Source organism: Bradyrhizobium sp. 45 (assembly GCF_023073155.1).
Lineage (GTDB): Bacteria > Pseudomonadota > Alphaproteobacteria > Rhizobiales > Xanthobacteraceae > Bradyrhizobium > Bradyrhizobium canariense_D.
The window spans coordinates 20,933-45,158 of the sequence record NZ_JADPIX010000126.1; the positions used below are offsets into that span (position 1 = coordinate 20,933).

13 protein-coding genes and 2 pseudogenes are annotated in these 24,226 nt (G+C 58.7%); 10 read left to right on the forward strand and 5 right to left on the reverse strand.

The features are described 5' to 3' along the window. The first annotated feature begins 75 nt into the window (after nt 1–75). The 4 genes from IVB42_RS28560 (at nt 76) to IVB42_RS28575 (ending at nt 6,103) form a co-directional block, all read left to right on the forward strand. Nucleotides 76–1,050, forward strand: coding sequence for a nodulation protein NodZ (locus tag IVB42_RS28560; RefSeq protein WP_247471479.1), 975 nt, complete (start codon nt 76–78; stop codon nt 1,048–1,050). Nucleotides 1,051–1,967: 917 nt separating this feature from the next. Continuing rightward, the gene (locus IVB42_RS28565) at nt 1,968–2,804 is read left to right on the forward strand and encodes an SDR family oxidoreductase (protein WP_026232961.1); all 837 of its coding nucleotides are present in this window, start codon (nt 1,968–1,970) and stop codon (nt 2,802–2,804) included. Between the two features lie 259 nt (nt 2,805–3,063). Beyond that, nucleotides 3,064–4,824: a nif-specific transcriptional activator NifA gene (gene nifA, locus IVB42_RS28570; RefSeq protein WP_157642943.1), complete on the forward strand. Its 1,761-nt coding sequence runs from the start codon at nt 3,064–3,066 to the stop codon at nt 4,822–4,824. Nucleotides 4,825–5,236: 412 nt separating this feature from the next. Then, nucleotides 5,237–6,103 (forward strand): electron transfer flavoprotein subunit beta/FixA family protein, encoded by an 867-nt coding sequence (locus IVB42_RS28575; RefSeq protein WP_018455485.1) that lies wholly within the window; start codon nt 5,237–5,239, stop codon nt 6,101–6,103. A gap of 474 nt (nt 6,104–6,577) precedes the next feature. Here the strand turns inward: IVB42_RS28575 and IVB42_RS28580 are convergent, their stop codons facing one another. From IVB42_RS28580 to IVB42_RS28600, 5 genes are all read right to left on the reverse strand, one after another. After that, nucleotides 6,578–7,927: an MFS transporter gene (locus IVB42_RS28580; RefSeq protein ID WP_018455486.1), complete on the reverse strand. Its 1,350-nt coding sequence runs from the start codon at nt 7,925–7,927 to the stop codon at nt 6,578–6,580. Nucleotides 7,928–8,900: 973 nt separating this feature from the next. Next, entirely contained in the window at nt 8,901–10,727 is a 1,827-nt protein-coding gene (glmS, locus tag IVB42_RS28585) for a glutamine--fructose-6-phosphate transaminase (isomerizing) (protein WP_018455488.1), read from the reverse strand. Between the two features lie 219 nt (nt 10,728–10,946). Continuing rightward, nucleotides 10,947–11,924: a GDP-L-fucose synthase gene (locus IVB42_RS28590; protein WP_276003505.1), complete on the reverse strand. Its 978-nt coding sequence runs from the start codon at nt 11,922–11,924 to the stop codon at nt 10,947–10,949. After that, on the reverse strand, nt 11,905–12,990 hold the full coding sequence (gene gmd / locus IVB42_RS28595; protein ID WP_018455490.1) for a GDP-mannose 4,6-dehydratase: 1,086 nt from the start codon (nt 12,988–12,990) through the stop codon (nt 11,905–11,907). The genes IVB42_RS28590 and gmd overlap by 20 nt, the downstream gene beginning before the upstream one ends. 2,832 nt (nt 12,991–15,822) lie before the next feature. Beyond that, nucleotides 15,823–16,044 (reverse strand): hypothetical protein, encoded by a 222-nt coding sequence (locus IVB42_RS28600; RefSeq protein WP_157642944.1) that lies wholly within the window; start codon nt 16,042–16,044, stop codon nt 15,823–15,825. Between the two features lie 2,974 nt (nt 16,045–19,018). On the opposite strand from IVB42_RS28600, the pseudogene IVB42_RS28605 reads away from it, so the two are divergent. The 6 genes and pseudogenes from IVB42_RS28605 to IVB42_RS28630 all read left to right on the forward strand — a co-directional run. Next, a pseudogene (locus tag IVB42_RS28605) lies at nt 19,019–19,733 on the forward strand (radical SAM protein). Between the two features lie 50 nt (nt 19,734–19,783). Next, nucleotides 19,784–20,137: an aspartate 1-decarboxylase gene (gene panD / locus IVB42_RS28610; RefSeq protein WP_018455497.1), complete on the forward strand. Its 354-nt coding sequence runs from the start codon at nt 19,784–19,786 to the stop codon at nt 20,135–20,137. A gap of 86 nt (nt 20,138–20,223) precedes the next feature. After that, nucleotides 20,224–21,378 (forward strand): 8-amino-7-oxononanoate synthase, encoded by a 1,155-nt coding sequence (locus IVB42_RS28615; RefSeq protein ID WP_247363780.1) that lies wholly within the window; start codon nt 20,224–20,226, stop codon nt 21,376–21,378. Beyond that, nucleotides 21,375–22,007: a dethiobiotin synthase gene (gene bioD, locus IVB42_RS28620; protein WP_039799456.1), complete on the forward strand. Its 633-nt coding sequence runs from the start codon at nt 21,375–21,377 to the stop codon at nt 22,005–22,007. The genes IVB42_RS28615 and bioD overlap by 4 nt, the downstream gene beginning before the upstream one ends. 177 nt (nt 22,008–22,184) lie before the next feature. Continuing rightward, nucleotides 22,185–23,186, forward strand: a complete 1,002-nt coding sequence (locus IVB42_RS28625) for an aminotransferase class III-fold pyridoxal phosphate-dependent enzyme (RefSeq protein ID WP_247368784.1) — start codon at nt 22,185–22,187, stop codon at nt 23,184–23,186. Nucleotides 23,187–23,412: 226 nt separating this feature from the next. Next, a pseudogene (locus IVB42_RS28630) lies at nt 23,413–23,780 on the forward strand (3-methyl-2-oxobutanoate hydroxymethyltransferase); the annotation flags it as partial. Between the last annotated feature and the right edge of the window lie 446 nt (nt 23,781–24,226).

Genomic DNA, 24,226 nt, shown 5'->3' on the forward strand with positions numbered 1-24,226 from the left:
TGGCGTGGATCGGAATCGCAGATGCTAGGTGCGCCACACAAAGCTGATCTTGCACAACGAGAAGGGTTTGATAACTTGACCAAGGAACGCTTTGTTATTTCTCGGAGGCGTACCGGCTTCGGTGACTGCCTCTGGTCATTGGCGTCGGCCTGGTCGTACGCGCAGCGGACCGGGCGGACGCTCGTCGTTGACTGGCGCGGTTCCTGCTACATCGACCGACCGTTCAGCAACGCCTTTCCGGTGTTCTTCGAGCCGGTTGAGGACATCGCTGGGGTACCGGTGATTTGCGATGACCGGATCAACCAGCTCTCGTTTCCCGGACCGTTCTTCCCGCGGTGGTGGAATAGGCCGTCGATCGACTGCATCAATCGTCCGGATGAGCAGATCTTCCGAGAACGTGACGAACTGACCGAGCTGTTCCAGGCGAGAGAAGATAACGAAGCCAACACCATTGTCTGTGACGCCTGCCTGATGTGGCGTTGTGGCGAGGCAGCCGAACGACTGATCTTTCGGAACATCAAGCTCAGGTCTGAGATTCAAGCGCGGATCGACGCCTTGTATGAGGAACATTTTAGCGGCCATAGCATCATTGGCGTTCATGTTCGGCACGGCAATGGCGAAGATATCATGGGGCATGCGCCGTACTGGGCCGATTCGGAGCTCGCCCTTCGTCAGGTTTGCATGGCAATCCGTAAAGCCAATGCTTTGCCATATCCAAAGCCTGTAAAGGTCTTCCTGTGCACTGACAGTGCACAGGTGCTCGATCGCCTATCGGGTCTGTTTCCCGATGTCTTCGCCGTACCAAAACGTTTCCAGGCCGATCGGGCAGGGCCGTTGCATAGTGCGGAAATGGGAATTGAAGGTGGAGCTTCGGCTCTCATCGACATGTATCTTCTTGCGCGGTGCGCTACCGTGATCCGCTTTCCCCCCACCAGCGCCTTCACGCGCTATGCCCGTCTGCTCGTGCCACGGATTATTGAATTCGACCAGAGCAATCCGGAGCGCTTGACCCTGATCGATAATCCATACGAGCATTTCGCGGCTTCCTGAAGCGCCAGAATGTGGGCCTGAACAATGACGGGCTAGATCATCGGTCTGATACTGCTGGCTTCGACACGGTCGAGTTTCGTAACGTGTCGCAGGAACGTTGGATGGCGACTTCCGTCCCGCAAGCGACGGCTGACCGGCGCACTACCATGGATGCGGTGCGGTGGGAGGGCGAACGCCTGAGAAGCGTAAGGCGGATGCCAGCGAGGGCCGGCGGTCTTGCCCGGCAACACTTCGGGCCCTCCGGTGCAAGTCGAGTCGCGCGGAAAGCTTACAGTTCTGTCATCCTCCAGCCAAGTCCGCCGTGGCTGGCCAGACGGTGAAAAGCACGGCAATGGCGGTCCGGGTCGCCGAGGAAATCTGACGTAACAGACAGTCACGACAGAATGTCCCAGCAGCAAGGAGGCGCGTCCGGTAGATGGATCGCCTTTGCTGGGCAGGGCTTTCGTTTTCTGGACGACGGCCTTTGTTCATGCTCCGCTCGCGGAGTCCTTTCGGACGGAGGTGTGATGAACCGCGCGGCCGGCGGCCCATCGGTATTGCTCAAGAGCCGTATGTGCGGCCGCGCGTAACCAGGCCGAGAGCAACTTGGACGAACCGGCCATTAAATCCTGATCTCCGCCCGCAGCTAATCTATCTCGTCTAGCGCGCATGACCCACAGACCACTCGTGGAGTGGTGACGCAGTCAGCTCGCCATGGAAACCCCAGCCTCTGGCTCGAAGCGTAGCGCACGCAGTGGGCAGCACCCGGGAGCTCGACGACAGCCATTGCTGCGGCGCTGCCGGTGTCGCAAAGCAAACAGGCCAGATGTTCGGAACCTGCCATTTGCGTCGTAAAAGCGCGCCACCTGTGCCCTGCTTCGCTCTGGCCTGGATCCTGCACCAGGTGCACGGGCGAGGGGAGCGGAAGGGAGTCGCGTGTGAATCTAGGTCTACCAGATGACAACGCGGTCGCAGCTAAATCGTCGGAAACGGACCCTCGTGGTCCAATTCACGCCGATGGAGCGGGCCGTCCGCTGCGTGAGCGGAAGACGCTGGTATTGACCGGGGCATCGCGCGGTATCGGTCGCGCCACGGGAAGATTGTTTTCGGAAGCCGGTTGGCGCATCATTTCTTGCGCGCGCCAACCATTCGACGCGGTGCGCTGCCCATGGGACTCAGAGGGGGATAGCTATATCGAAGTCGACCTGAGCGATCATCGGACGCTACCGCGCGTGCTTGCCCAGATAAAGGAGCGCCTTGCCGGCGCACCGCTGCAGGGACTGATAAACAATGCCGGAAACTCACCAAAAACGCCAAACGGTGCCCGGCTCACGTCGCTGGCGACCTCAGTCGATACCTGGATGAGCGTGTTCCACCTCAATCTGGTGGCGCCGATCCTGCTCGCTCAAGGTCTGTTCGATGAGCTAAAAGCGGCGTCAGGCTCGATCGTCAATGTGACTTCGATCGCCGGAGCGCGGGTGCATCCATTTGCAGGCACGGCATATGCCACGTCGAAAGCTGCGCTCGCTTGTCTCACGCGCGAAATGGCGCACGACTACGCCTCACATGGCATTCGCGTCAATGCGATCGCGCCCGGCGAAATCAAGACGGACATTTTGTCGCCTGATACGGAAGCGCATCTTGTGCCAAAGATCCCACTACGCCGGGTGGGTACACCCGAAGAGGTCGCCAAGGTCATTTTCTTCCTATGTTCAGATGCGGCAAGTTATGTCACGGGTGCCGAAGTGCCGATCAATGGCGGGCAACACTTGTGAGTGAATCCGTTCCTGGCGAACCCGACTAACTCAGCTTCATCGATCGAAGCCATGTTGGCCGGGCGAATCCGCGCAGCGAGTTGGAAAGAATAAGCGCAAAATCTAGTCACTGTAAGTGCTGCCGGCGTGCCATGAAGAGCCGTCATCTCTCGCCCCCGGCCTGAGAATTGGATGTCAGATCGAGGCAGGCATGCAACACGAGTCTAACAAGTCCGATCGAGGTGATGGGGAGGATCAAGAAAGGAACGGAGAAGTCACTATGCTGGACAGCGTTTCCCTGAGCGAAACACCAAACTCAACCTCCGGCGCGGACCCTTCCGCTTCTATTCTGCCGTCGCAAGAGAAATCGCTAAGCACGATCTTTGAAATAGCGCACACGCTCACTGGCCTATCCCGGCTCGAAGCCAAGCTGGCGAGCGTCATCGAGCGGCTGCCATCGCTCGTGCAGATGCGGCGCGGCATCGTATGTCTGTTCGAACATGACGGGCTGCCCGAGATCATCGTAGACGACGGCCGGAGCGAAGGGCGCGACGCGCGTTGCGGGGGGCGCTTGCCGCAAGGAGCAATTGATCAAATTGTGGCGACGGGGCGGCCGCTCATCGTCGAGAACGTAGCGCTGCATTCGATCTTCAGTTTTTCGGAAGTCGAGATGATGCTAGACGCCGCCCGTAATACGTGTGTTGCCTTCATCGGGGTTCCCATAGAGATCGACGAGAAAGTTGTGGGTACGCTGAGCATCGACCGCATCGCAGACAACGGGACGCATGCGCAGCTCGAGGACGACCTCCGCCTGCTGACGATGGTCGCAAGCCTTCTGGGCCAGACGGCAAAGCTGCATTGCACCTTTGTGCGCGACCGCGGGCGGCTTATGGACGAGGAGTTCCGGCTGCAGACGCAGCCTTCGTCCGAGCTCAAGCCTCATGGCCGGGAGCGTAAGAAGGTCCAAGTCGAGGGAATTATCGGCGACAGTCCGGCGCTGCGCGCGATGCTTGAGAAGATCGAGCTGATCGCAAAATCGAATAGCACCGTTCTGTTGCGTGGCGAATCGGGCACCGGCAAAGAGCTGGTCGCGAAGGCTATTCACGAGCGTTCAGCGCGCGCCAAACGCCCCTTTATCAAGCTGAATTGCGCAGCCCTCACCGAGACGGTGCTGGAATCCGAATTGTTCGGTCACGAGAAGGGGGCGTTTACGGGCGCATTCAACGCGCGCAAGGGTCGCTTCGAACTCGCGGACAAGGGAACGTTGTTTCTGGATGAGATTGGCGAGATCTCGGCGTCGTTCCAGGCGAAACTCCTGCGCGTGCTTCAGGAGCAGGAGTTCGAGCGGGTGGGCGGCAATCAGACGATCAAAGTCGACGTCCGCGTGATTGCTGCCACGAACAAGAATCTTGAAGAGGCGGTGGCAAGGAAGGAGTTTCGTGCCGATCTCTATTATCGCATTAGCGTGGTTCCTCTGCTACTGCCGCCGCTGCGCGAAAGACGCACTGATATTCCGCTTCTCGCCGCTCGATTCTTGAAGAACTTCAACAATGAGAACGGCCGTGCTCTGGTCTTCGAGTCAAGTGCGATAGACGTTCTTATGAATTGCGGATTTCCCGGTAATGTCCGTGAGCTGGAGAACTGTGTGCAGCGGACCGCGACCCTGGCGCACGGATCGTCGATCGTAAGAGACGATTTTGCCTGCTGCCACGGGCAATGCCTGTCGGCCACGCTATGGAAGTGCGGGCTGGAGCAAGTGGCACGACAGCCGAGCCCGATAATCTCACTTCCCGCGAGGCTGAGCATGCCGCCGACACAAGCTGTGGCACACGTTCAGCCGGTCGGTAGCGAACTGACGCCGCTAGAGCCACCCGGCCGACCCAACATAGGTGCCGCCAAGGTCACAGATCGCGAGCGCGTAGTCGCCGCGATGGAAACGTCCGGGTGGGTACAGGCCAAGGCGGCGCGCTTGCTTGGACTGACGCCGCGCCAGATTGGCTATGCCTTGAGAAGGCACGGTATCGAGATCAAGCGCTTCTGAATAAAAAGTCGGCTCGCGTCTCTCTCGATCGCCGGGCGCGGTAGGAGAGCGTGCGCAAGAGGCGGTACTCTGGTCCATGAAGCGGATACGAAACCGATGTGCTCTGCTTGGGAGGCCATGCCGGGAGCGTAAGCCATCTTCGCGTCAGCCGCGTGCTGGTCATCGTCTGCTTGCAATGTATTCGCCCTATGAGAAATGATTAGGTGTCGAACCAGCGCAAGATCGCGGCCGGGCCGTTTATGGCGCGACTCAGATGAGAGAGATCACGTCCCGCTTTACGCAGCTCGTCGCAGTCCCAACGGTCTCGCCGTCAATCGCCAGCCGTTGCATTCGTCGCACATCGGCGAAGTGCCTGGGGTGGTATGACAGTTGCTATTCGTGGGGAGCCTGCTCAACATCTTAGGAGAAGCATATGCACAGCATCGTCTGCATCAAACAGGTCCCCGACTCCGCACAAATCCGCGTGCATCCTGTCACGAATACGATCATGCGGCAGGGCGTGCCGACGATCATCAACCCATATGATCTGTTCGCACTGGAAGCTGCGCTCGAGCTACGAGACAAGTTCGGCGGTGAAATCACTGTTCTGACAATGGGGCCGCCGTCGGCCGAAGAATCTCTCCGAAAGGCGCTGACATTTGGTGCCGATCGTGCTGTCCTGCTCACCGATCGTAGTTTCGCAGGCTCTGATACGCTGGCGACGAGTTACGCTCTGGCGTGCGCGATTCGCAATATCGGCAAGGAATATGGCCCACCAGACGTCATATTCACTGGCAAGCAGACTATCGACGGCGATACGGCGCAGGTGGGACCTGGCATTGCAAAGAGGCTCGGGGTCCAGCAGCTTACGTATGTTTCAACAATCAAAGCGTTGGACTTCAAAGCACGCACGATCGATGCGGAACGGCGCTGCGAAGGAGGAGTCCAGGTGCTGCGTTCCAAGCTTCCTTGTCTCATCAGCATGTTAGAGGCAAGCAATCAAATTCGCCGCGGTGCAATGATCGACGCCTTGCGTGCGGCCCGTGCCTCCGTCGTAAAATGGAGCGCTCAAACTGCCGGCGTGGATGACATGGCCAAATGCGGTCTGAGGGGGTCGCCGACGGTCGTCAAGCGTGTCTTCGCGCCCTCCGCACGAGCGGAGAAGGCGACGTGGGTGGAAGCGGCCGAGCAGCCGGCGCAAGCGTTGATCGACGCCATGTTCAAGCGCAACCCTACGCTCGAGACGGAGCTCGCACAGCTTGCGCGCGGTACCTCATCCGCCCAAACTAGCGGTGCGTGAAGTCGCCGCTGATCTAGCGGAGCCAGCGACGGCCCGGGTCGTGGTCATGCTGGCCCGACGCTCGGCGCACCAGGCACGATTCAAGCTTTTCGACCGCTAGCTGAGAATTGGCGAGCTGCGATACACCTTCTTCCTATGCAATGACGAGCCGTATCGGGACGAGCCGTCGCTGATGCTGAGTCGGAATGGCTGAGCACTAACGCAACGCTCGATGCGTTGTGTGGTCGAGCGGCGCGACTCGCACTTTTCGGTTAGGTGAAAAACGAGCAGAGCTCGCGCGAGGGAGATACATCCCTCGCGCGAGCTCCACGTGCGCTGCCATGCAAACTTAACGGGCACGTCTTGAGGCTGCATGAATTCCGCAGTGGCCCGCGGCCCGCCGAGTGGCACGCGGACTACCGAGATCACCGCAAGGACCGCCACGCACCCCGCTCAGTTCAGTCTTGGACGTGAAGGTCCCCCGTGGGCGCGCTGCTAACGTGTGGTAAATTGCGCGCTTACGGCCCCGTTAGACCCCTCGGGTCGCGACAGCTTCGCAACTCTGTTGGTGTTTCCTGGATAAATCCTGAGCGCGGCGATAATGCCGAGCAAAGCTGCAAACATCAACCAGAAACCCGGCGAAGCCTTGTCGTCGGTCCGATCGATCAGCCAAGTCGATGCCAGCGGCGTAAAGGTACCAAAGAGAGCTGCGGCGAGTGCGAAGGCTAAAGAAAAGCAGGTTGTGCGAACGTGCTTCGGCACGATTTCGACCAAAGCGCCCAACATGGCGCCGCTGTAGGTGCCAAAATAGAACGAGAACATCATCTCCACTGCCACCATCTTGCCAAAGCTTGGGTCGGTCACAAGCCAGGACAACGCCGGATATACAGTCACCAAGGCAAGGCCGGCAATGGTCAGCAAGACCGGCTTCCGACCGATTCTATCAGAGATCGCGCCGCCAATTGGGTTCCAGATGAAGTTCGTCACGGCGACCAAAAGCGTCACCAAGAGCGTGTTCTGCGAGGACAGCTGCAATACGTGCTTGCCGAACGTAGGCGTGTACACTGTGACGAAATAGAAGGTCGTGGTCGTCAGCATTGCGATCATCATGCCAAGAATGACAATGCGCCAGTTCGCAACTGTGGAGGCAAAGACCTCGCGGGCCGTTGGGTGGGTCTTCATGACCAGAAACTCCGGAGTTTCCTCCAGCGTCCGGCGCAGGAAGAAGATAAGCGGAACGATCAAGCAGCCAAGGAAGAATGGGATCCGCCAGCCCCAGGCGGCAACCATTTCGGCCGGAAGTGCTTCGCTCAAAAAATATCCGATAAGAGCCGCGACAAAGATCGCAACCTGCTGGCTCGAAGACTGAAACGATGTGTAAAAGCCGCGGTTACCCGGGGTGGCAATCTCGGAGAGGTAGACGGAAACGCCGCCAACCTCAACGCCCGCAGAAAAGCCCTGCAACAGCCGTCCGAACAGCACGATCGCGGGTGCGGCAATGCCGATCGTTGCATAGCCGGGACAAAAGGCGATGATGACGGTGCCAATAGCCATAATCGAAAGCGTGATGATCAGGCCTTGCCGACGGCCAATCTGGTCAATATAGGCTCCAAGCACAATCGCGCCAACAGGTCGCATCAACGCCCCCAGCCAGAACACACCGAAGGTGTTAAGCAGTGAAGCGGTTTCGCTTCCTGATGGAAAGAACGCGTTTCCGATGGCACTGGCGTAGAACCCGAACAAGAAGAAGTCGAACTGCTCGAGGAAGTTGCCGCTCGTCGCACGTAAGATGGCGCCAATGCGCTGTTTGGCCTTTGACGCTTGCGCGATGGACGCTGGTGACATGGCGAGTTTCCTCTCGGTTTGAAATGGCCGGTTCTGGAGAAAATCTCACGCCAGCCGAGTGCAGTTTCATGGCCGCGAATCTGCCATAAGGGCACTATCGACCAACCCGTAAGCGCCTGACGTTTCCGGCATATTTTCGGCAATTGCCGCAAACTCGCACAGTTTTTCGGGCGTTATTCCGCTCGCGTCGCAGGAGTGACTCTCAACCTATTGAAACCTCGGGCAATTCTCGGTGGAAAGGTTGTTGTCTGTGGCGTGGCCGAATTCCTCATTGAGCGCACCGACATGCAATGAAAAGCAAGGACGAGATGCATGGGATAGAGCGGCAGGGAAGAGCTGCCGTGAGATGTCTGCTAGAACAGCTCGCGAGCCTGCGATTGGAGCCGAGGTGCGTTAGCATCTCACCCGATGTCCAGCGATTTGGCCTCGAGTTGCTCAAGTTAACCTGAGGTTTACGGAAAAGATTTGGTGAGCGTGCTGGTGATCGAGCCCGTCCGATAGCGCCGATCGCCATGCTCGGGCAAGTGCCACGTTGTCCTTCGAAGCGAGGCGCGCCTCGTACTTCGAGGGGCGCTGCGGTCCTAATGCGGTCCAAAACCCGCGCTGAGGGGGAGGATCACAGCGGGCCTCCTCAGCGATAATGGGCTTAATCGAACAGCTTCATCTGGCTTCCACGTCGTATTAGAAACCTGGATGTTTGTCACGAATTATGACCAGGTCCAAGCAATCGGAATGTCGTGATAAGCCCTGCGCGACTGCTTGCTTGCCGGAGGCAAGGCCACGCCAGCCTCGCAACCTGATTGGCCGTAAATTTTGCACATGAGGCTCGCCTCCGTAAGCGAGGGCTATGAACCGCCGCGAAACCATGCGGTGGCATCGGGCCAGGAGCTGGGCGGCACATCGTAATTCGATGTGACCGAGGCTTGTGCGCATTCGGAATCTGACCACGATGTCCAGGTCGCATCACCTTGCCTTACTCGACAGTTACCGATTTCGCGAGATTTCGGGGTTGGTCGACGTCCGTGCCCATCAGGATGGCCGTGTGGTAGGCCAGAAGCTGCACCGGAATCGCATAAACAATGGACGTGAACGTCGTATCCATCTCCGGCATCACAATCGTCGCGAGTGAATCCATGGATACCTCTGCGGCTCCCCGAGCGTCCGTTATCAAGGTAATCTTGCCGCCGCGTGCGGCGACCTCCTGCATGTTCGAGATGGTCTTTTCGAACACCCGGTCGCAGGGAGCAATGACGATTACGGGAACGCTCTCGTCGATCAAGGCGATCGGGCCGTGCTTGAGCTCTCCGGCCGCATAGCCCTCCGCGTGAATATAGGAGATCTCCTTCAGCTTCAGTGCCCCCTCCAGGGCCAATGGAAACGACGTGCCGCGACCAAGATATAGCACGTCACGCGATTTGGCGATGTCGCGTGCGAGCTTCTCGATCTGCGGCTCGCTGGCAAGCGCCGCGGTAACAAGCCGTGGGATTTCGATCAGCGCTCGCACGAGATCGACCTCGTCGCTATCCGGCAATTCACCGCGCGCCTTGCCAGCAGCGACCGCAAGCGCCGCAAGGACGACCAGCTGGCATGTGAACGCCTTGGTCGAGGCAACGCCGATCTCAGGTCCGGCGAGCGTCTGCAACACTGTCCCGCTTTCGCGCGCAATGGTCGAACTCAGTACGTTCACGACAGAGAGGGTATGCAGGCCTTGCGATTTGGCATAGCGGAGCGCGGCCAGCGTATCGGCCGTCTCGCCGGACTGCGAGATGAAGATAGCAAGATCTCCCTTGCGCATCGGCGCCTCACGATACCGAAATTCGGAGGCGACATCGAGCTCGACCGGAATACGAGCCAGCCGCTCGAACCAGTACTTGCCGACATGGCCGGCGTAGCCTGCCGTACCGCAAGCCGTGATCGAGATATGTCCGATCTCGTTGAAGTCGAACGGAAGCTCCTGCGGCAGTGCCACGCTCTCGGTGGCGATATCGACGTAACGCGCCAGCGTCTGCCCGATCACCTCTGGCTGTTCGTGGATTTCCTTCGCCATGAAGTGGCGGTAGTTTGCTTTGTCGACGAGAACCGACGACGCGCCAGATTTCATCACCTCCCGGCGGACAACTGTGCCTTGTGCGTCGTAGACCACGCTGAAGTTGCGGTTGAGCACAGCCCAATCGCCGTCCTCAAGGTAGGTGATCAAGCCGGTAAGGGGCGCGAGCGCGATAGCATCCGATCCGAGATACATTTCGCCTTCTCCATGTCCGATCGCGAGTGGTGAGCCCTTGCGCGCACCGATCATGAGGTCGTGTTGACCCTTGAACAGGATTGCAAGCGCAAACGCGCCGATTAGCCGCGGCAGCGACGCTTTTACTGCCTCCTGCGGCGAGCAGCCATCTTTCAGATAAAAGTCGATGAGATGCGTCACCACCTCGGTGTCTGTTTCAGAGGCGAAACAGGCGCCATGCTGTTTTAGCTCCGCTCGCAGCTCGCGGAAGTTCTCAATTATGCCGTTATGGACGACTGCAACATTGTCCGTTGCATGGGGATGAGCATTGTGCTCCGTCGGCTTGCCGTGAGTAGCCCAGCGCGTGTGCCCAATCCCGACATGGCCTGAGAGCGGATGGCAGCGAACGCGTGTCTCAAGGTTCCTCAGCTTGCCCTCGGCGCGTCGAAGCTCGATATGGTTTCCTTTGAGCGTTCCGATGCCCGCTGAGTCATAGCCACGATATTCCAGTCGCTTCAGTGAATCGATCAGACGATCCGCGACCGGACCGCGCCCCAAGATGCCGACAATTCCGCACATTTAGTCAGTTTACCTCAAGTTCAAAACAGAGCGTCCCGCAAGGCGCGCCTGACCAATTCGCTCGCTTTAGTTATCCGCCAGTCTAGCCGTGCCTGCCCTCCATCGGGCACGCGGCACCCGGAGGTGCTCGAACTCCAAGAAAACGTGGAGCCCTGTCGAATTCGCCGGGAGATTCCTAAAGCAACTGTCTGGCAATCGCACAATGAGCGCCGTCAGCAGTTAGCAGCTGCATGAGGCTCTCGTTTTGTCCGATGTACCCGATACGGCCAAGAAGGCCCGGTAGGTCTGGCGCATTCCATCTACAAGCCATGTCCTCGCGCGCCAGCCGAGGCTTGCGAGACGGCTGACGTCGAGCAGCTTGCGCGGAGTGCCATCGGGGCGCGACGTGTCGAAGGCAATCTCGCCGCTGTAGCCAACGACCTCGGCGACGACACGGGCGAACTCGGCGATGGTGATGTCCTCGCCTGTGCCGATATTGATCAGCTCCGGCCCCGAATAGCTCTTCATCAGGTGCACGCAGGCATCCGCCATGTCGTCAACATAAAGGAACTCGCGCCGTGGCGTGCCGGTGCCCCACACGGCGACACTCTTTGCGCCCGCGACCTTCGCCTCGTGGAAGCGGCGGATCAGCGCGGCAACGACATGGCTCAATTCGGGATGATAATTGTCGCCGGGGCCGTAGAGATTGGTGGGCATCACGCTGATGAAGTCGCTGCCATACTGGCCGCGATAGGCTTCCGCCATCTTGATGCCGGCGATCTTGGCGATCGCATAGGGCTCGTTGGTCGGCTCCAGCGGGCCTGATAGCACCGAGACCTCGCGCAGCGGCTGTGGGGCTAGCTTCGGATAGATGCAGGACGAGCCCAAAAACATCAGCTTTTCGGCGCCGTTTTGATGCGCGGCCTGGATCACGTTCGCAGCAATCGTGATGTTGTCGTAGATGAACTCGGCCCGCAGCGTGTCGTTGGCGACGATGCCGCCGACTTTTGCGGCGGCGAGGAAGATCACCTGCGGCCGCGTTTTCGCGAACCATTCGAACACGGCCGTCTGGTTGCAGAGATCGACCTCGCGCCGGTCGACCGTGACGAGCTGCACGTCCTCCCGCGCGAGCCGGCGCGCAATCGCGCTGCCGACCATACCGCGATGGCCGGCGACGTAGACGCTTTTGCCCTTCAGCTCAAACGGTGCGCTTGCCATGGGCCGCCTCCCGTTTTGCTTCCGCCAGATCGCTTGCCATCATCTCCTCGACGAGCTGGGCGAACGTGTGCTTCGGCTTCCAGCCGAGCACCTGATGCGCCTTGCTGGCGTCGCCGACGAGGAGATCGACCTCGGTGGGGCGGAAATAGGTCGGATCGATCTTCACCACCGTCTTGCCGCTCGTCTCATCGACGCCGGTCTCCTCGACCCCTGCTCCACGCCATGCAATGCGGCGGCCGAGCTGGGCGAACGATAGCTCGACCATCTCGCGCACCGAGTGCATCTCGCCGGTGGCGAGCACGAAATCGTCGGGCTTGTCGGCTTGCAGGATCTTGTGCATGCCCTCGACGTAATCGCGCGCGTGGCCCCAGTCGCGCTTGGCTTCGAGATTGCCGAGATAGAGCGTCTCCTCCAGCGCGACCTCGATACGGGCGACAGCGCGCGTGATCTTGCGGGTCACAAATGTCTCGCCGCGGATCGGGCTCTCGTGGTTGAACAGGATGCCGTTGCTGGCGAACATGCCATAGGCTTCGCGGTAGTTCACCGTGATCCAGTAGCCGTAGAGTTTTGCCACGCCGTAGGGCGAGCGCGGATAGAACGGCGTGGTCTCCTTCTGCGGGATCTCCCGGACGAGGCCGTAGAGCTCGGAGGTCGAGGCCTGGTAGAACCGCGTCTCCTTCACCATGCCGAGGATGCGAATCGCTTCCAGCAGCCGCAGCACGCCGATCCCATCGGCATTGGCGGTGTATTCGGGACTCTCGAAGCTGACCGCGACGTGGCTTTGGGCGGCCAGATTGTAGATCTCGGTCGGCCGGATCTGCTGCACCAGCTGGATCAGATTGGTCGAGTCCGTCATGTCGCCGTAGTGCATCAGGAACGGCACGTCCCCGAGATGCGGGTCCTGGTAGAGATGGTCGACCCGCGCAGTGTTGAACGAGGACGAGCGCCGCTTGATGCCGTGCACGACATAGCCGAGCGACAGCAGATATTCGGCCAGATAGGCGCCGTCCTGTCCAGTCACGCCGGTGATTAGAGCGACCCGCCGTTTGCTCTCTTGGTTTGACAAATCGTTGCTCTGCGCAGGCTAATGTCGGTCCCCGATCGACGACGTCAATCGCGTCTGGCCTCTTCGAATGCGGAAGCGTCACGCTCTCGAACGGCCGAGTTCTGGACTCTGTATAGGCATTGCATCAAGCGCTCAACTGTACGGAGGTAACCTTCCACATCGAAAGGGTTTTGAAGGACTATACGAAAGTTTGTAGTCCGGAAGATTCCGTTCCGCCTTCGTCAGGCGTTTCTCGGCGTGGGCGCGACCAATGAAATTGCGGCGCGGATGGGAGGTAAGCAGACCCGTTTGGCCGAGAAGCGTTCCACAGTCCGTTCGTGGTCAACTCGCACGTTGAGCCAGCGAGTTTCCCTCATTTCGTGTCCTTGCCTAAGAGTTTTCCAATCTTGCTGTTCATCCAGTGCAACCGCGAGCAAGCCGGCCAAACAAAGCATTGAAATTCGTTCTCTGTCGCGCAGTACTTATCATCGTCGATCATTTCTGGACAATCAAGTTGGTGATCTGGCAAGCAAAAGTGAAGGCGCGCATACTGCCTCCGTGCTGTTTGAGTTCACAGAAAAACGCTGGATGAATGAGGCCAGTGCTATATGGGACCTCAAGGGGGTTATCGCGACGATTAGTGTGCCCTGCGCCCCCGAAGGGCGAATTCAGTAGCGAAAGGCATCTGGCGGTTCATTGCTCGCGAGTGGCCAAGGAATCAACAACAATGGTGCGTTTAGCGGGCGGACGATATGGCTCACAAGGTCAGTGCTCGGTTCGGCGACCATTCCGCCGGGGGGTGTTTTCCGCGCTCGCAAGCATGTCTTCGGGCCGGCCGTAGTATGACCAGGCAAAGCCCGCTTGTGGGTGAATTAAGCCGCCTCGAGCACGTGCCGCTGCCATTGAAACTGGCGGTTTGCTGGTCCCGAGCGCCCCTTCTCTTGTCGGCAAAGTCCGGTTCTTGAGCAAGCATTCTGCGGATAGCAGCCTGAGCTGACGGATCAACTGCGTTCTACCTCAACTATCACACTTGATTTGCAGCCCCTCGGCAGAAGGAAGTCGGATGAGCTGCTCGTCGAGAGTGGAGAGGTCGAGCCGGGTCATTAAACCAAGTGCCCCCGCTCGAATGCGCCGAAAGCAGCGTAAGCTTTAGAGGCGCGTCTCGAAATGAATCGCCGGATTATCGGGTTCGAACGCGGTGTTTCCCTCAATCATGGTGCCGAGATCAATCTTCAGTCCCTCGCGGGTATAAACTTCCACATCATCTCTTCCAAGGCGCTCACATGAGCTTCTCCATAATCGCTCGTCAGGTCCTGATGGGCCTCATTGCCGGATCGGCGTTCGGCTCTTGGGCAATCGTCAGGCCTGCACCTCGAGCAGACCCAGCTCGCGGATCTATCGGCAGCTCTCTTGCTCCCGCGATGACCCCTGCCCATGCCTAGCACTTGCGCGGACTCGTCTCGGATTACGGTTGTTCATCTAGTCTACTTTCGTTCAACGAGGCTGCGTCCGTCCGACCATGGCATGACGTGCATTCGGGAATGGTGATAAGCGCACCACGATGACAGCTTTTGGCGAGGCCCCGTCACAACGGGGTCGCCGCACATATACGCGGCTCCCGGATCGCCATTCTTGAAACCAACAATGGCCCGGCATTGGCCCTCACAGTGATCGACGAGCAAGACCCTGTTGGATCCATCGGGTCCTCTCACATGACCGCTCCGGGATACCGCATCGATCTCGTGGCGGCTGGTTTGGAACTCAGTGCCCGCAAACGTATTTCGTAGCCTCCAAGGCTGGATTGGTCCTTCTTACATGTGGGCGATCTTGTCTTCATGGGGCCGGCGATTGCGTGGACAGGACAGAAGGTGCGTTCTTCGGCTGAGCGCGATCCTCAGCCGCTTTGGCAGAAGACCTCTCATCGCAAGCGGTCGGCCTGCTCCGCTGGAAGCGGCCGAACATTGGTGCTCCCTAGCTGTGCACTCTACAATCCGACGCTACGTATGATTCAATCCCCCTCCGAGCTTATCGCGTGAATATGTCGAACCCGTATTCGTTTGCCAGGAGCCAGCCGCAAGACGAGCAGGGCGGGAGGCGCTTCACCAAGGCAGTTGGCTTTGGGTATCAATCGTCTGCGGAAGGCGCAGCTCAGGTCCGCTCGAGTGTGCGCGCATAGCGACCCCCCAGTTGGGAGGCTGCTCGTCGGTGGCCACGAGTGATCAAGCGAATCAATCAAGCTTACTTAAATGTGTGGATAGGAGGTGCCTTGGCGACGCAATCGATCGCCCATGGCTGGAATGCTCTGGCGAGTCGGTGCGAATTGGCTTTGTCTATCCAGCCGAGCTCTGCCGCTGTCACCATCGTAATGGGGCTGCTTCCCGGGAGTTGTCGGTGCCGCGGCGGCTGAGAAGATTGGAAACGAGATCAATCGGCAGCCCGTTAACCTGGTCAAAGAGCCAAGCTCCCGTCAGGTAACCCAACAATGACTTCGCCGTTCTAGATAACCTTGAACTATGGACGAGCTCGAAAGGCGTCGTCAGGTGCAGGCCACGCCGGGTTGATCATCGCGGATTCGATATTTGTGGGAAGATTTGCCGAGCGTCACGTTGGAAGGCCTAAGCGGTACTCAGCCCTGGTCCCATTGAGAGCATCGCGGCTCGAGTCCAGATTGGCGCGTTTGCTACAATCGTGTTGGTATTGAAGACTTGCTACGCCGACTACTCCAGGTCGGCCGGGGGAAAGACCGCGGTTTTGCAGGCAATCAAATGGCTGTTGGAACGAGCGGCGCAGTTGGCAATGCTCTCTGATGGATGGCCGGGGCCTTGTAGCGGGCGCCGATCGGCGTCCTCCCATTCATCTTGAGGCGCGAGCGATTGTTAGGCCGGCATTCTCCAGCACATCCAAAATCGTTTCAGCAACCGCCCGCGGATCTCGCTCGTCCTCTTTGCTAACGTTACAGGCCAAGGTAGCTGCGATGATCGCGTGCGCTGTTTTGCGCTGGAGGCAATCGTATTCGGCATACTCACCGCAAGTATTGCAGTTGATCACTGGTCGGCCGCTCCAGGGATCGTGCATTGCGATCTCGCACCAGTTATCTGTGTGACATTTCGGACAGAGCATAGATCGAGATTTCCTTGTGGTCTGACCTCGCGCGCTCGCCATGGCCATCAGTTGAACGGCCACTTGCTAGCCAAAGCTGTAGAAGTCATTGCTACTCCGAAGGCCGTGTTGCCCGTCTTTGGATACGAAAAACGTGATGGAGGCGGCGGCGGAGGCAATCCAGGCACCCGAAGGCGGCTTCGGCATGAGCGACCAGTCGACGCATCTCTGGCGAGAATGCTGGCAACCGTGTATGCCTGGAGCTACCTGTTTTGGCGTGAGCAAGCTATTGCAGGTTCGCCGCGGCCGCATCACGGCTACGTAAGATGAGTATGGCCTCCAACTTCCATTCCACTCTGAGCTGCGAGGCCCCGATCTCCGGACGGCGACCTTCTGCGTGAGCAATCTGTCAAATCGGGCAACCGCCACGCGAGGATGCTGCTGCGATCTTAGAATCCGGTTCCCCTGCAGCCTGGCTTAGTCGCCACACGTGCAATGATTCGCCGAGGCGACTTCACTGCGGCGCCCGGGACAAGGCGGGCGTTCTGCAATCTGGGCGCCAAATGATACACTCGAAATTGTGTCGCCCGGAAGCTGTTGTACGGCCAAGCACGCTTGCCAACTGTAAGAGACCCTACAATCTGACGCTACGTACGATTCAAGCCCTAATGTCGAGAGTCGCGCATTCGCGCCCTTTGCCGCGCTTGCTGCGAGCGGCTTGTCGCATCGCAGACATCAACAGAGTGGTCGGCAGATAACCGCAAATGAGGTGCTTTTGCGAAAGCCAACCTACGGGATCTTACGTAGGGCATGTGTCGCATTTTCGTGATCTAAAAATTGCATCGTCTTCCGCATGAAGGAAAAAAAGCTGTTCTCAGACGCCAAACATTGGAGAAGCCGTGCTGAAGCGACCCGAAGAAAAGCGGAGTCGCTCGAGGACGACACATCCAGATGCAGGCTCCTCAAGGTCGCTGAAGAATATGATAAGCTGGCTCGCCTCGCGGAGGGGCGGCAAAGAAATGAGCTTGACGGGCAGTTCTGATCGCCACCGGGCGGACGGTTGCACCGATCGTCAACGCCTTGTGACCCCGGCGCGGGTGTCTCTCCGTTGGAGCTCACAGCCCGTTAGCTGAACTGCGAAACTGCGTCATGCGGTAAGGCCAATGAGCTAGGCTGCTGAACGAGTGCGGTCCGCGCGTCCGAGCCTCTGACCATGAATCCATTCTGAGTCGCGGGGCCGGCCACATAGATGACGCATTGACGGTGTCTCAGGCGGCAAGCCGGCTAACCGCTAGACATGAGAAGGATGAGATGAAAGCCCACCGTCAGCTCGTCGAATCAAAAGCCTCTCGCTCGATGAACTGGCGAGGCATTGGCGTCGCGCTTTGCATCATGTTGCTGAAGCCAGGACGTTTGTTTGGGTGACAAAGTAGCCGGTTCGCCGGATCATGCCACGCGAATTGGCTTCCGCCGCCATTTTGGCGTGAGGCGTTTCAGTCGAATTCTGGCATCTTGCACCAAGCACTGCTGAACTCAACGCCATACATTGCGGACATGTTCAGGCGAAGAGGCGAGCAGAAGCTCCTGCTGGCACGGCTTGCCAAGACGGGCCATCATAGATCTCTGCGCAGATTGTCTGCATGAGGCCGGGTTCGCAACGAAGGCGCGAATGACAAGAAAATTGAAGAGACGATCAGATGTCGAAAGACAAACCGAAGAGAACTCCCCGGTGAACGGTGCGGATAGAACCGATGATCTTCATCCAAGTAGGTTCGGTGCAGATGATCAGCGGTAGCTGGGGCTGCCCATGCCCGGGTGCCCGTTCGATGTGCGACTCGGACAAGACGAGTGGTGCCGAATGCAACTCTATCGGCCAAATGGAGGACGCATGAGGAGGCACAGTGTAGAAAGACTGGAAGCGGGGCGCGTTCGCGAGGGCCAATTCGCCACTGCACCAGGGTCTGGCCCTTCTGGTCTCTTCTTCGTGCAGGGGCCTTGTGGCTGCCAACTCAAGATCATCGGCTTAATCCGTCCGGGATGGGAGCATGTCTCAGTGTCGACGCCACGGCGATCTCCAAACTGGGAGGAGATGTGCCTCGCTAAAGATATGTTTTGGGATGAAGAGGAATGCGTGATGCAGCTGCATCCTCCTCATTCGCAGTATGTGAACAATAGTCGCTATTGCCTGCATCTCTGGAGGCCGACGCGTCAGGTCATTCCGATGCCTCCGGCAGCCTTCGTGGGCATCGTCGGGCTCGGGCCGTCTGAAGCGGCAATTCTGTTTGCGCAGATGAGTGCGACACCTTAGCGGATCTCGCCCCGCCGACGCCAAGTCGGGCGGCGGCGACATAATCGAGAGTCCCGCGGAGTTGCTCACCACAGCCAGGGACGACGAGCACAGCGGCGAGCGAGCCTAGGTGGCCAAGGCCCGCCAAGGGGCCGTCAGCCACTACTCTGCGCCCCAGAGCCCAACCCGCTGCACTTCTGAAAGGGGCGGAAGGTAACGCTCGCAGAGTCGGCTTGTTGAGGCCGCCGTTTGTTGTGCGGAATGTGACGCGCATAACAACACCATTGAGGATTCAGCCAGGTGAGCAGATCTGTCGCTCCGTTATACACGGCGCGCGGCCAAATACATTTGCATCGGAAGAGTCTCCTAGGGGGCGCAACTACCGGACGCACCGCTTAGTTACCTGAGTGAGGCGCGCCCGCGGGGAAATCCTGCATGAGGGGGCGGCGATTAGCCTGATATCAGCGCCATGCCCGCGCAACTCGGCGATATTTCTCGTTCAATACAGGGCAAGAGTGTTGCTTTGCGGAGCTACGCACGACGTTGTCGTCTGTACGATCGAGCGAAAATCTTGAGGGTGCTGTGGAAGTCGAAGGCAATAGCGGCCGCAACGGCGCGCCGGTCCGCCGCGACTGCGAACGTGCCGAGGCGGAGGGGGTTTACGTGCAGCCAATTCCCGAGCTCCTAGTTCAGGCCCAGACCGTTCCTCGCGGTAATTTTGACCCACGTCGAAACCGCAAGCCTGCTCAGATCAAGACCGGCGGCTGTCCTGAAGACTGCGCCTATTGCGCACAGAGCGTGCATTACGACACTGGCCTGAAGGCGACTCGCTTGACGGATCGCGCTGATGTGGTCGCCGCCGCGCAGCGCGACAAGGCGGCCGGGGCGAGTCGCTTCTGCATGGCCGCGGCGTGGCGCAGTCCAAAGGACCGCGACCTCGATAAGGTCTGCGACATGATTGCCGCCGTTAAACGTGTTGGCATGGAGACGTGCGTAACGCTCGGCATGCTCACGCCAAAGCAAGCCGCACGCCTCGCCGACGCCGGCCTCGACTTCTACAATCATAACGTGGACACTTCACCCGAGGATCAACCTGTGGAACGAGGTGAATGGCGTGCCGGTGAAGGTCACGGCGGAGCGTCCCGATCCGATTGCACTGGTGCGCCTGGTGGCGACCGCGCGGATCATGATGCCCAAGAGCGTCGTACGGTTGGCCGCCGGGCGCCAGTACATGAGTGATGAACTCCAAGCCCTATGCTTCTTGGCGGGTGCGAACTCCATCTTTGTCGGCGATGTGTTGCTGACTACCAAAAACCCGCAATTTGACGGTGATGCAAGTTTGTTAGCTCGGCTCGGCATTACGTCTGGACTCGCTTAAGCCATCAGAAGAACGGCGTGCTGCGCGCAAGCCACTAGCGTAGGTAAGAAATGCAGATTGTCTTGATGAAGGGAAAGATTCATTGCGCCTCGGTAACTGAATCCGACCTGCACTTTGAAGGCTCGATCTCGATTGATCGCGCACTTTTGGACGCGGCCGGTATCCTGATTAACGAACGCGTCGAACTCTACAACCTCGAGACGGGGGCACGCTTTGCAACGTTTGCGACAGAAGCGCCGCGAGGGTCCGGCACGGTAGACGTGAACGGTGCGGCGGCGCGACTGGCGATGCCCGGCGATAGGATAAGCATCGTTGCATACGCCTCAGTTGACGAGGCGGAGGCAAGAATCTTCAGGCCGCGCATTGTGCTGGTTGATCGACAAAATCGCATCGTGCCGATTTGAATCCAACAAGCTAATCGCGTAGAGCCCTGTCGTTGGTGGCCAGTTAGGAGTTTTGCGGCGTCGATCCTTGGCTCAGCGAGTGAAGAATGAATACCATCATTGCGGGTAAAGTCACCAGCTATGCGGCAGGCTTGGATGCGCTTAAACACGAGAACCGCCTGCAGAGTCTCAGGCCGCGCACCGGGATTGACTTTTCATCCAACGATTATCTGGCCCTGGCGAGCGCGCCGCGGATGAAAAAAGCGATCGTCACCGCGCTTGAAGCCGGTACTTCGATCAGAGCCGGCGGATCACGGCTTCTGGGCGGCAACTGCGAGGAGCACGAATGCCTCGAAGCAGCAGCGGCGCGGTTCTTCGGCGCGCAGACCGCGCTCTTCTTCGGCGGTGGCTATGTTGCAAAGGTTGCGGTGCTGACAACGTTGCCGCAACGGGATGACCTGCTCGTCCTTGATTCCCTGGTTCACGCCAGCATTCACGAAGGAGCACGAGCTGGCCGAGCCGCGTTTCGAATCACCGCCCATAACGACCCGCAGGTTATCGAAAGCGCAATTTGCGACTGGCGTGCCGCGGGCGGAGCGGGGCAGGTCTGGATCGTAGTCGAGAGCCTCTATAGCATGGATGGCGATTTCGCACCACTTGAAGACCTGCTCGCGATCGCGGACCGGCACGATGCGTTCTTGGTTGTGGACGAAGCTCATGCCACCGGCGTTTACGGCGAGCAGGGGCGAGGGCTCACAGGGCCGTTTGAAGGACGCGAAAATCTCCTGGTTGTTCATACCTGCGGCAAGGCGCTGGGAGCTGCCGGCGCGCTTGTCACCGCCTCTGGCGTGCTGCGCGATTTCATGATCAATCGCTGTCGCCCGTTTATCTTCGCGACCGCCCCTTCGCCGTTAATGGCGGTGGCCGTACGGGAGGCTCTGTTGATCCTGCAGGAGGAGCCGGAGCGCCAACAGCGGCTGGCGAAGCTTGTCGCGTTCACGCATCAGGAGATGGTTGCGCGAGGCGAGAGAAGTCCTTCGAACTCGCAGATCCTTCCCTATATCGTTGGCGAGAATGCCCGCGCCATGAGGCTAGCGTCCGCGCTACAGGCTCGCGGATTTGACATCCGAGGAATCAGACCGCCAACAGTGCCGACCGGCACGGCCCGTTTACGAATTTCACTGACGGTCAACGTCGGAGAGGATGAGGTGCGTGCGATGCTCGATGCCCTCGCTGAGGAGACGGGGGGCGAATCTCGATGAGCCAGCGGATCGTGGTGACCGGCACAGATGCAGGGATCGGCAAATCTGTCTTTTCGGCAGGCCTTGCCCATCTTCTCGGCGCGAATTATTGGAAACCAATTCAGGCCGGTGTTGAAGGAGAGACCGATAGCGAGCAGGTCGCACGACTGAGCGGTCTCCCGGCCGATCGGATCGTTCCGGAGCGTTACCGCCTTAAAACGTCCGCCTTGCCGCACCATGCCGCCGAAATAGACGGAATTCGCATCGACCCCGATTCGCTCGTCCTGCCGCAAACCGGGGAGCGACCGCTCGTCATCGAAGGCGCTGGCGGGTTGATGGTGCCGCTGAATTCTAGTGCACTCTACATCGACATCTTCGAGCGGTGGCGACTTCCCGTCGTGCTTTGCGCGCGCACGCTACTCGGAACCATCAATCACTCCCTGCTCTCGATAGAGGCCTTGCGAAAGCGCCAGATCGACATTCTTGGGATCGCATTCATCGGAGAAAGAAATTCGGAGACTGAGAGCGCAATTTGTGACATCGCGCGGGTGCGTTGGTTAGGACGGCTGCCCTGGATTTCTCCTTTGACGGCAGAGAGCCTGCAGGCTGTCTTCAAAGGCTCGTTTATTCGCGGCGATTTCACGCCATGAAGCCAAACAAGAGGTCGCCAATTTGGCATCCATTCACGCAGCATGCTCTTCACAACGAGATGACCAAGGTTGTGCGTGGCGATGGTGCTTAACTCTACACTGCGGATGCATAATCGAATCATAGATGCAATCTCACCCTGGTGGGTCGTCACTCACGGCCATTGCCATCCGTAGATCGTGAGCGCGATTCAGGAACAGGCCGGCAAGCTAAACCAAGTCATTTTCGCCGGCTACACGCATGATCCGGCTGAGGAGGTCGCTCGGCTCCTTTTGAAACTCACACCCCAAGGCTTGGACCACGTGTTCTACTCGGACAGCGGGTCAGCCAGCGTGGAAGTCGCCTTGAAGATGGCACTCGGTTATTGGCACAATATAGGCGAAGAGCGAACACGCATCATTGTAGCAGCACTCCTATCACGGGGACACGTTCGGCGCGATGTCAGTTGGTGCCCGCGGTGTCTTCAACGCGGCGTACGGACCTCTCCTGTTCGACGTGACCTCAATCCCGTTCCCTGCGAGCGGCGTGAGCGGGCGACGCTCGATGCGCTTGAGTCAGCATGTCGGAACGAAAATCCCGCAGCCTTTATTGTCGAGCCTCTGATGTTAGGGGCAGGCGGAATTCTGATGTACCCAGCTTGGGTGCTAAGAGAGATGAAGCGGATCTGCGAGGCGCCGGACGTTCTGTTCATTGCCGATGAGGTCATGACGGGCTGGGGCCGCACCGGAACAATCTTCGCCTGTGAGCAGGCCAATGTTGTGCCAGATATAGCGTGCTATTCCAAGGGTCTCACGGGAGGGGCGCTGCCGCTCGCGGTGACACTCTGCCGGGCAGAGAGTTTCGATGCCCATTATTCAAAAGACCGTACGCGCACATTCTTTCATTCGAGTTCGTATACGGCAAATCCGGTGGCCTGTGCCGCCGCCAAAGCTAACCTGGATCTGTGGAAAGGCCAGGAATGTCACCGGCGCATCGCTGCGGTCGCAACCATGCAAGAGCAGGCAATTGAAGGATTCCGCGCCGATCCGCGCTTTGCAAACGTTCGCCGTAGCGGCACCATCACAGCACTCGACCTGAAGACGAGAGATACCGGCTATCTCGCAGGCGTCGGCCCGAGGCTTCACGCCTTCTTAACGACCGCAATCTCTTGCTGCGTCCACTCGGTAATACGATTTATGTGATGCCGCCATATTATGTAACAGCAGGTGACCTGGACGAAATTTATGCACGCATCTGTGACGCTGCCGATGCGCTGGCCTGAAGACGCGCGGTAGCGCAAGATGAAGGATCCTGAGCTGTCGTCGGCTTCCCGAACGACTTGAGAGAGCCTTGCCATAGACTTTCGAAATGGGCGATTGTGACCTCGCATCTGCAATGTGGGTTCCAAGGAAGGCCGTTTCCAGAGACATGCGGAGGCCGGATCAGATCGAACAGAGCCACATTTCGCAGCTGTCAGTTGAACGCGTCACGATTCCAGTTCTGCAATGATGCAAGGAGGAAAGGCACACCATCGTCATGACCACGGGTTATGATGCGGTGACGGCATGTATCGCCGATCCTGTCGTCGACGTCATTCTTGTCGGCGATAGCGTCGGCAATGTATGCCTTGGGTGTGATGACACTTTACCCGTCAGCATGGGATGATGAATCACCACTTGGAGGCGGTCGCGCGAACAAGGCCTCGCGCCCTGCTTGTAGCTGACATGCCGTTTCTCAGCTTTCATATCAGTCCCGAGGACACGATACGCAACGCTAGAGATTTCCTGCAGCTTGGCACAGACGCAGGCTATGTAGAGGACCGTCAGCTGCTGCAGGAGGGCCTCTCGCGCTGGGCAGCTGATGTCCTTAACGCAGCATTCCCCGCGTCGCAGGAGTCATGTCGTCTTCCGGACGGTTTGCGCGACTCGATCGTAAACTGGACGCCTTCCAAGTCAAGGTAGTGCATGGGCAACTGCGGGCCGAGACGGAGATTCGAACGACTGGGACGTCTCGGATTCAGTACGGCACTCGAAGAAACATTTCGCCGAGTGTGATTGGATTACGTTCGATCGCCAGATCTGGGTCGAAACCCGGCGGCTAGAGGACTGGTACAGCGAAGCTCATCTCACGACTCTCGATTGAACGTAAGCGCGAATTTCCCTGCACCTTTTGCTTTTGAGTGCTCTGATGCATGAGGTGTCCACCAAAATAGGTGGACACCTTGTGATGGCAGACGATGATC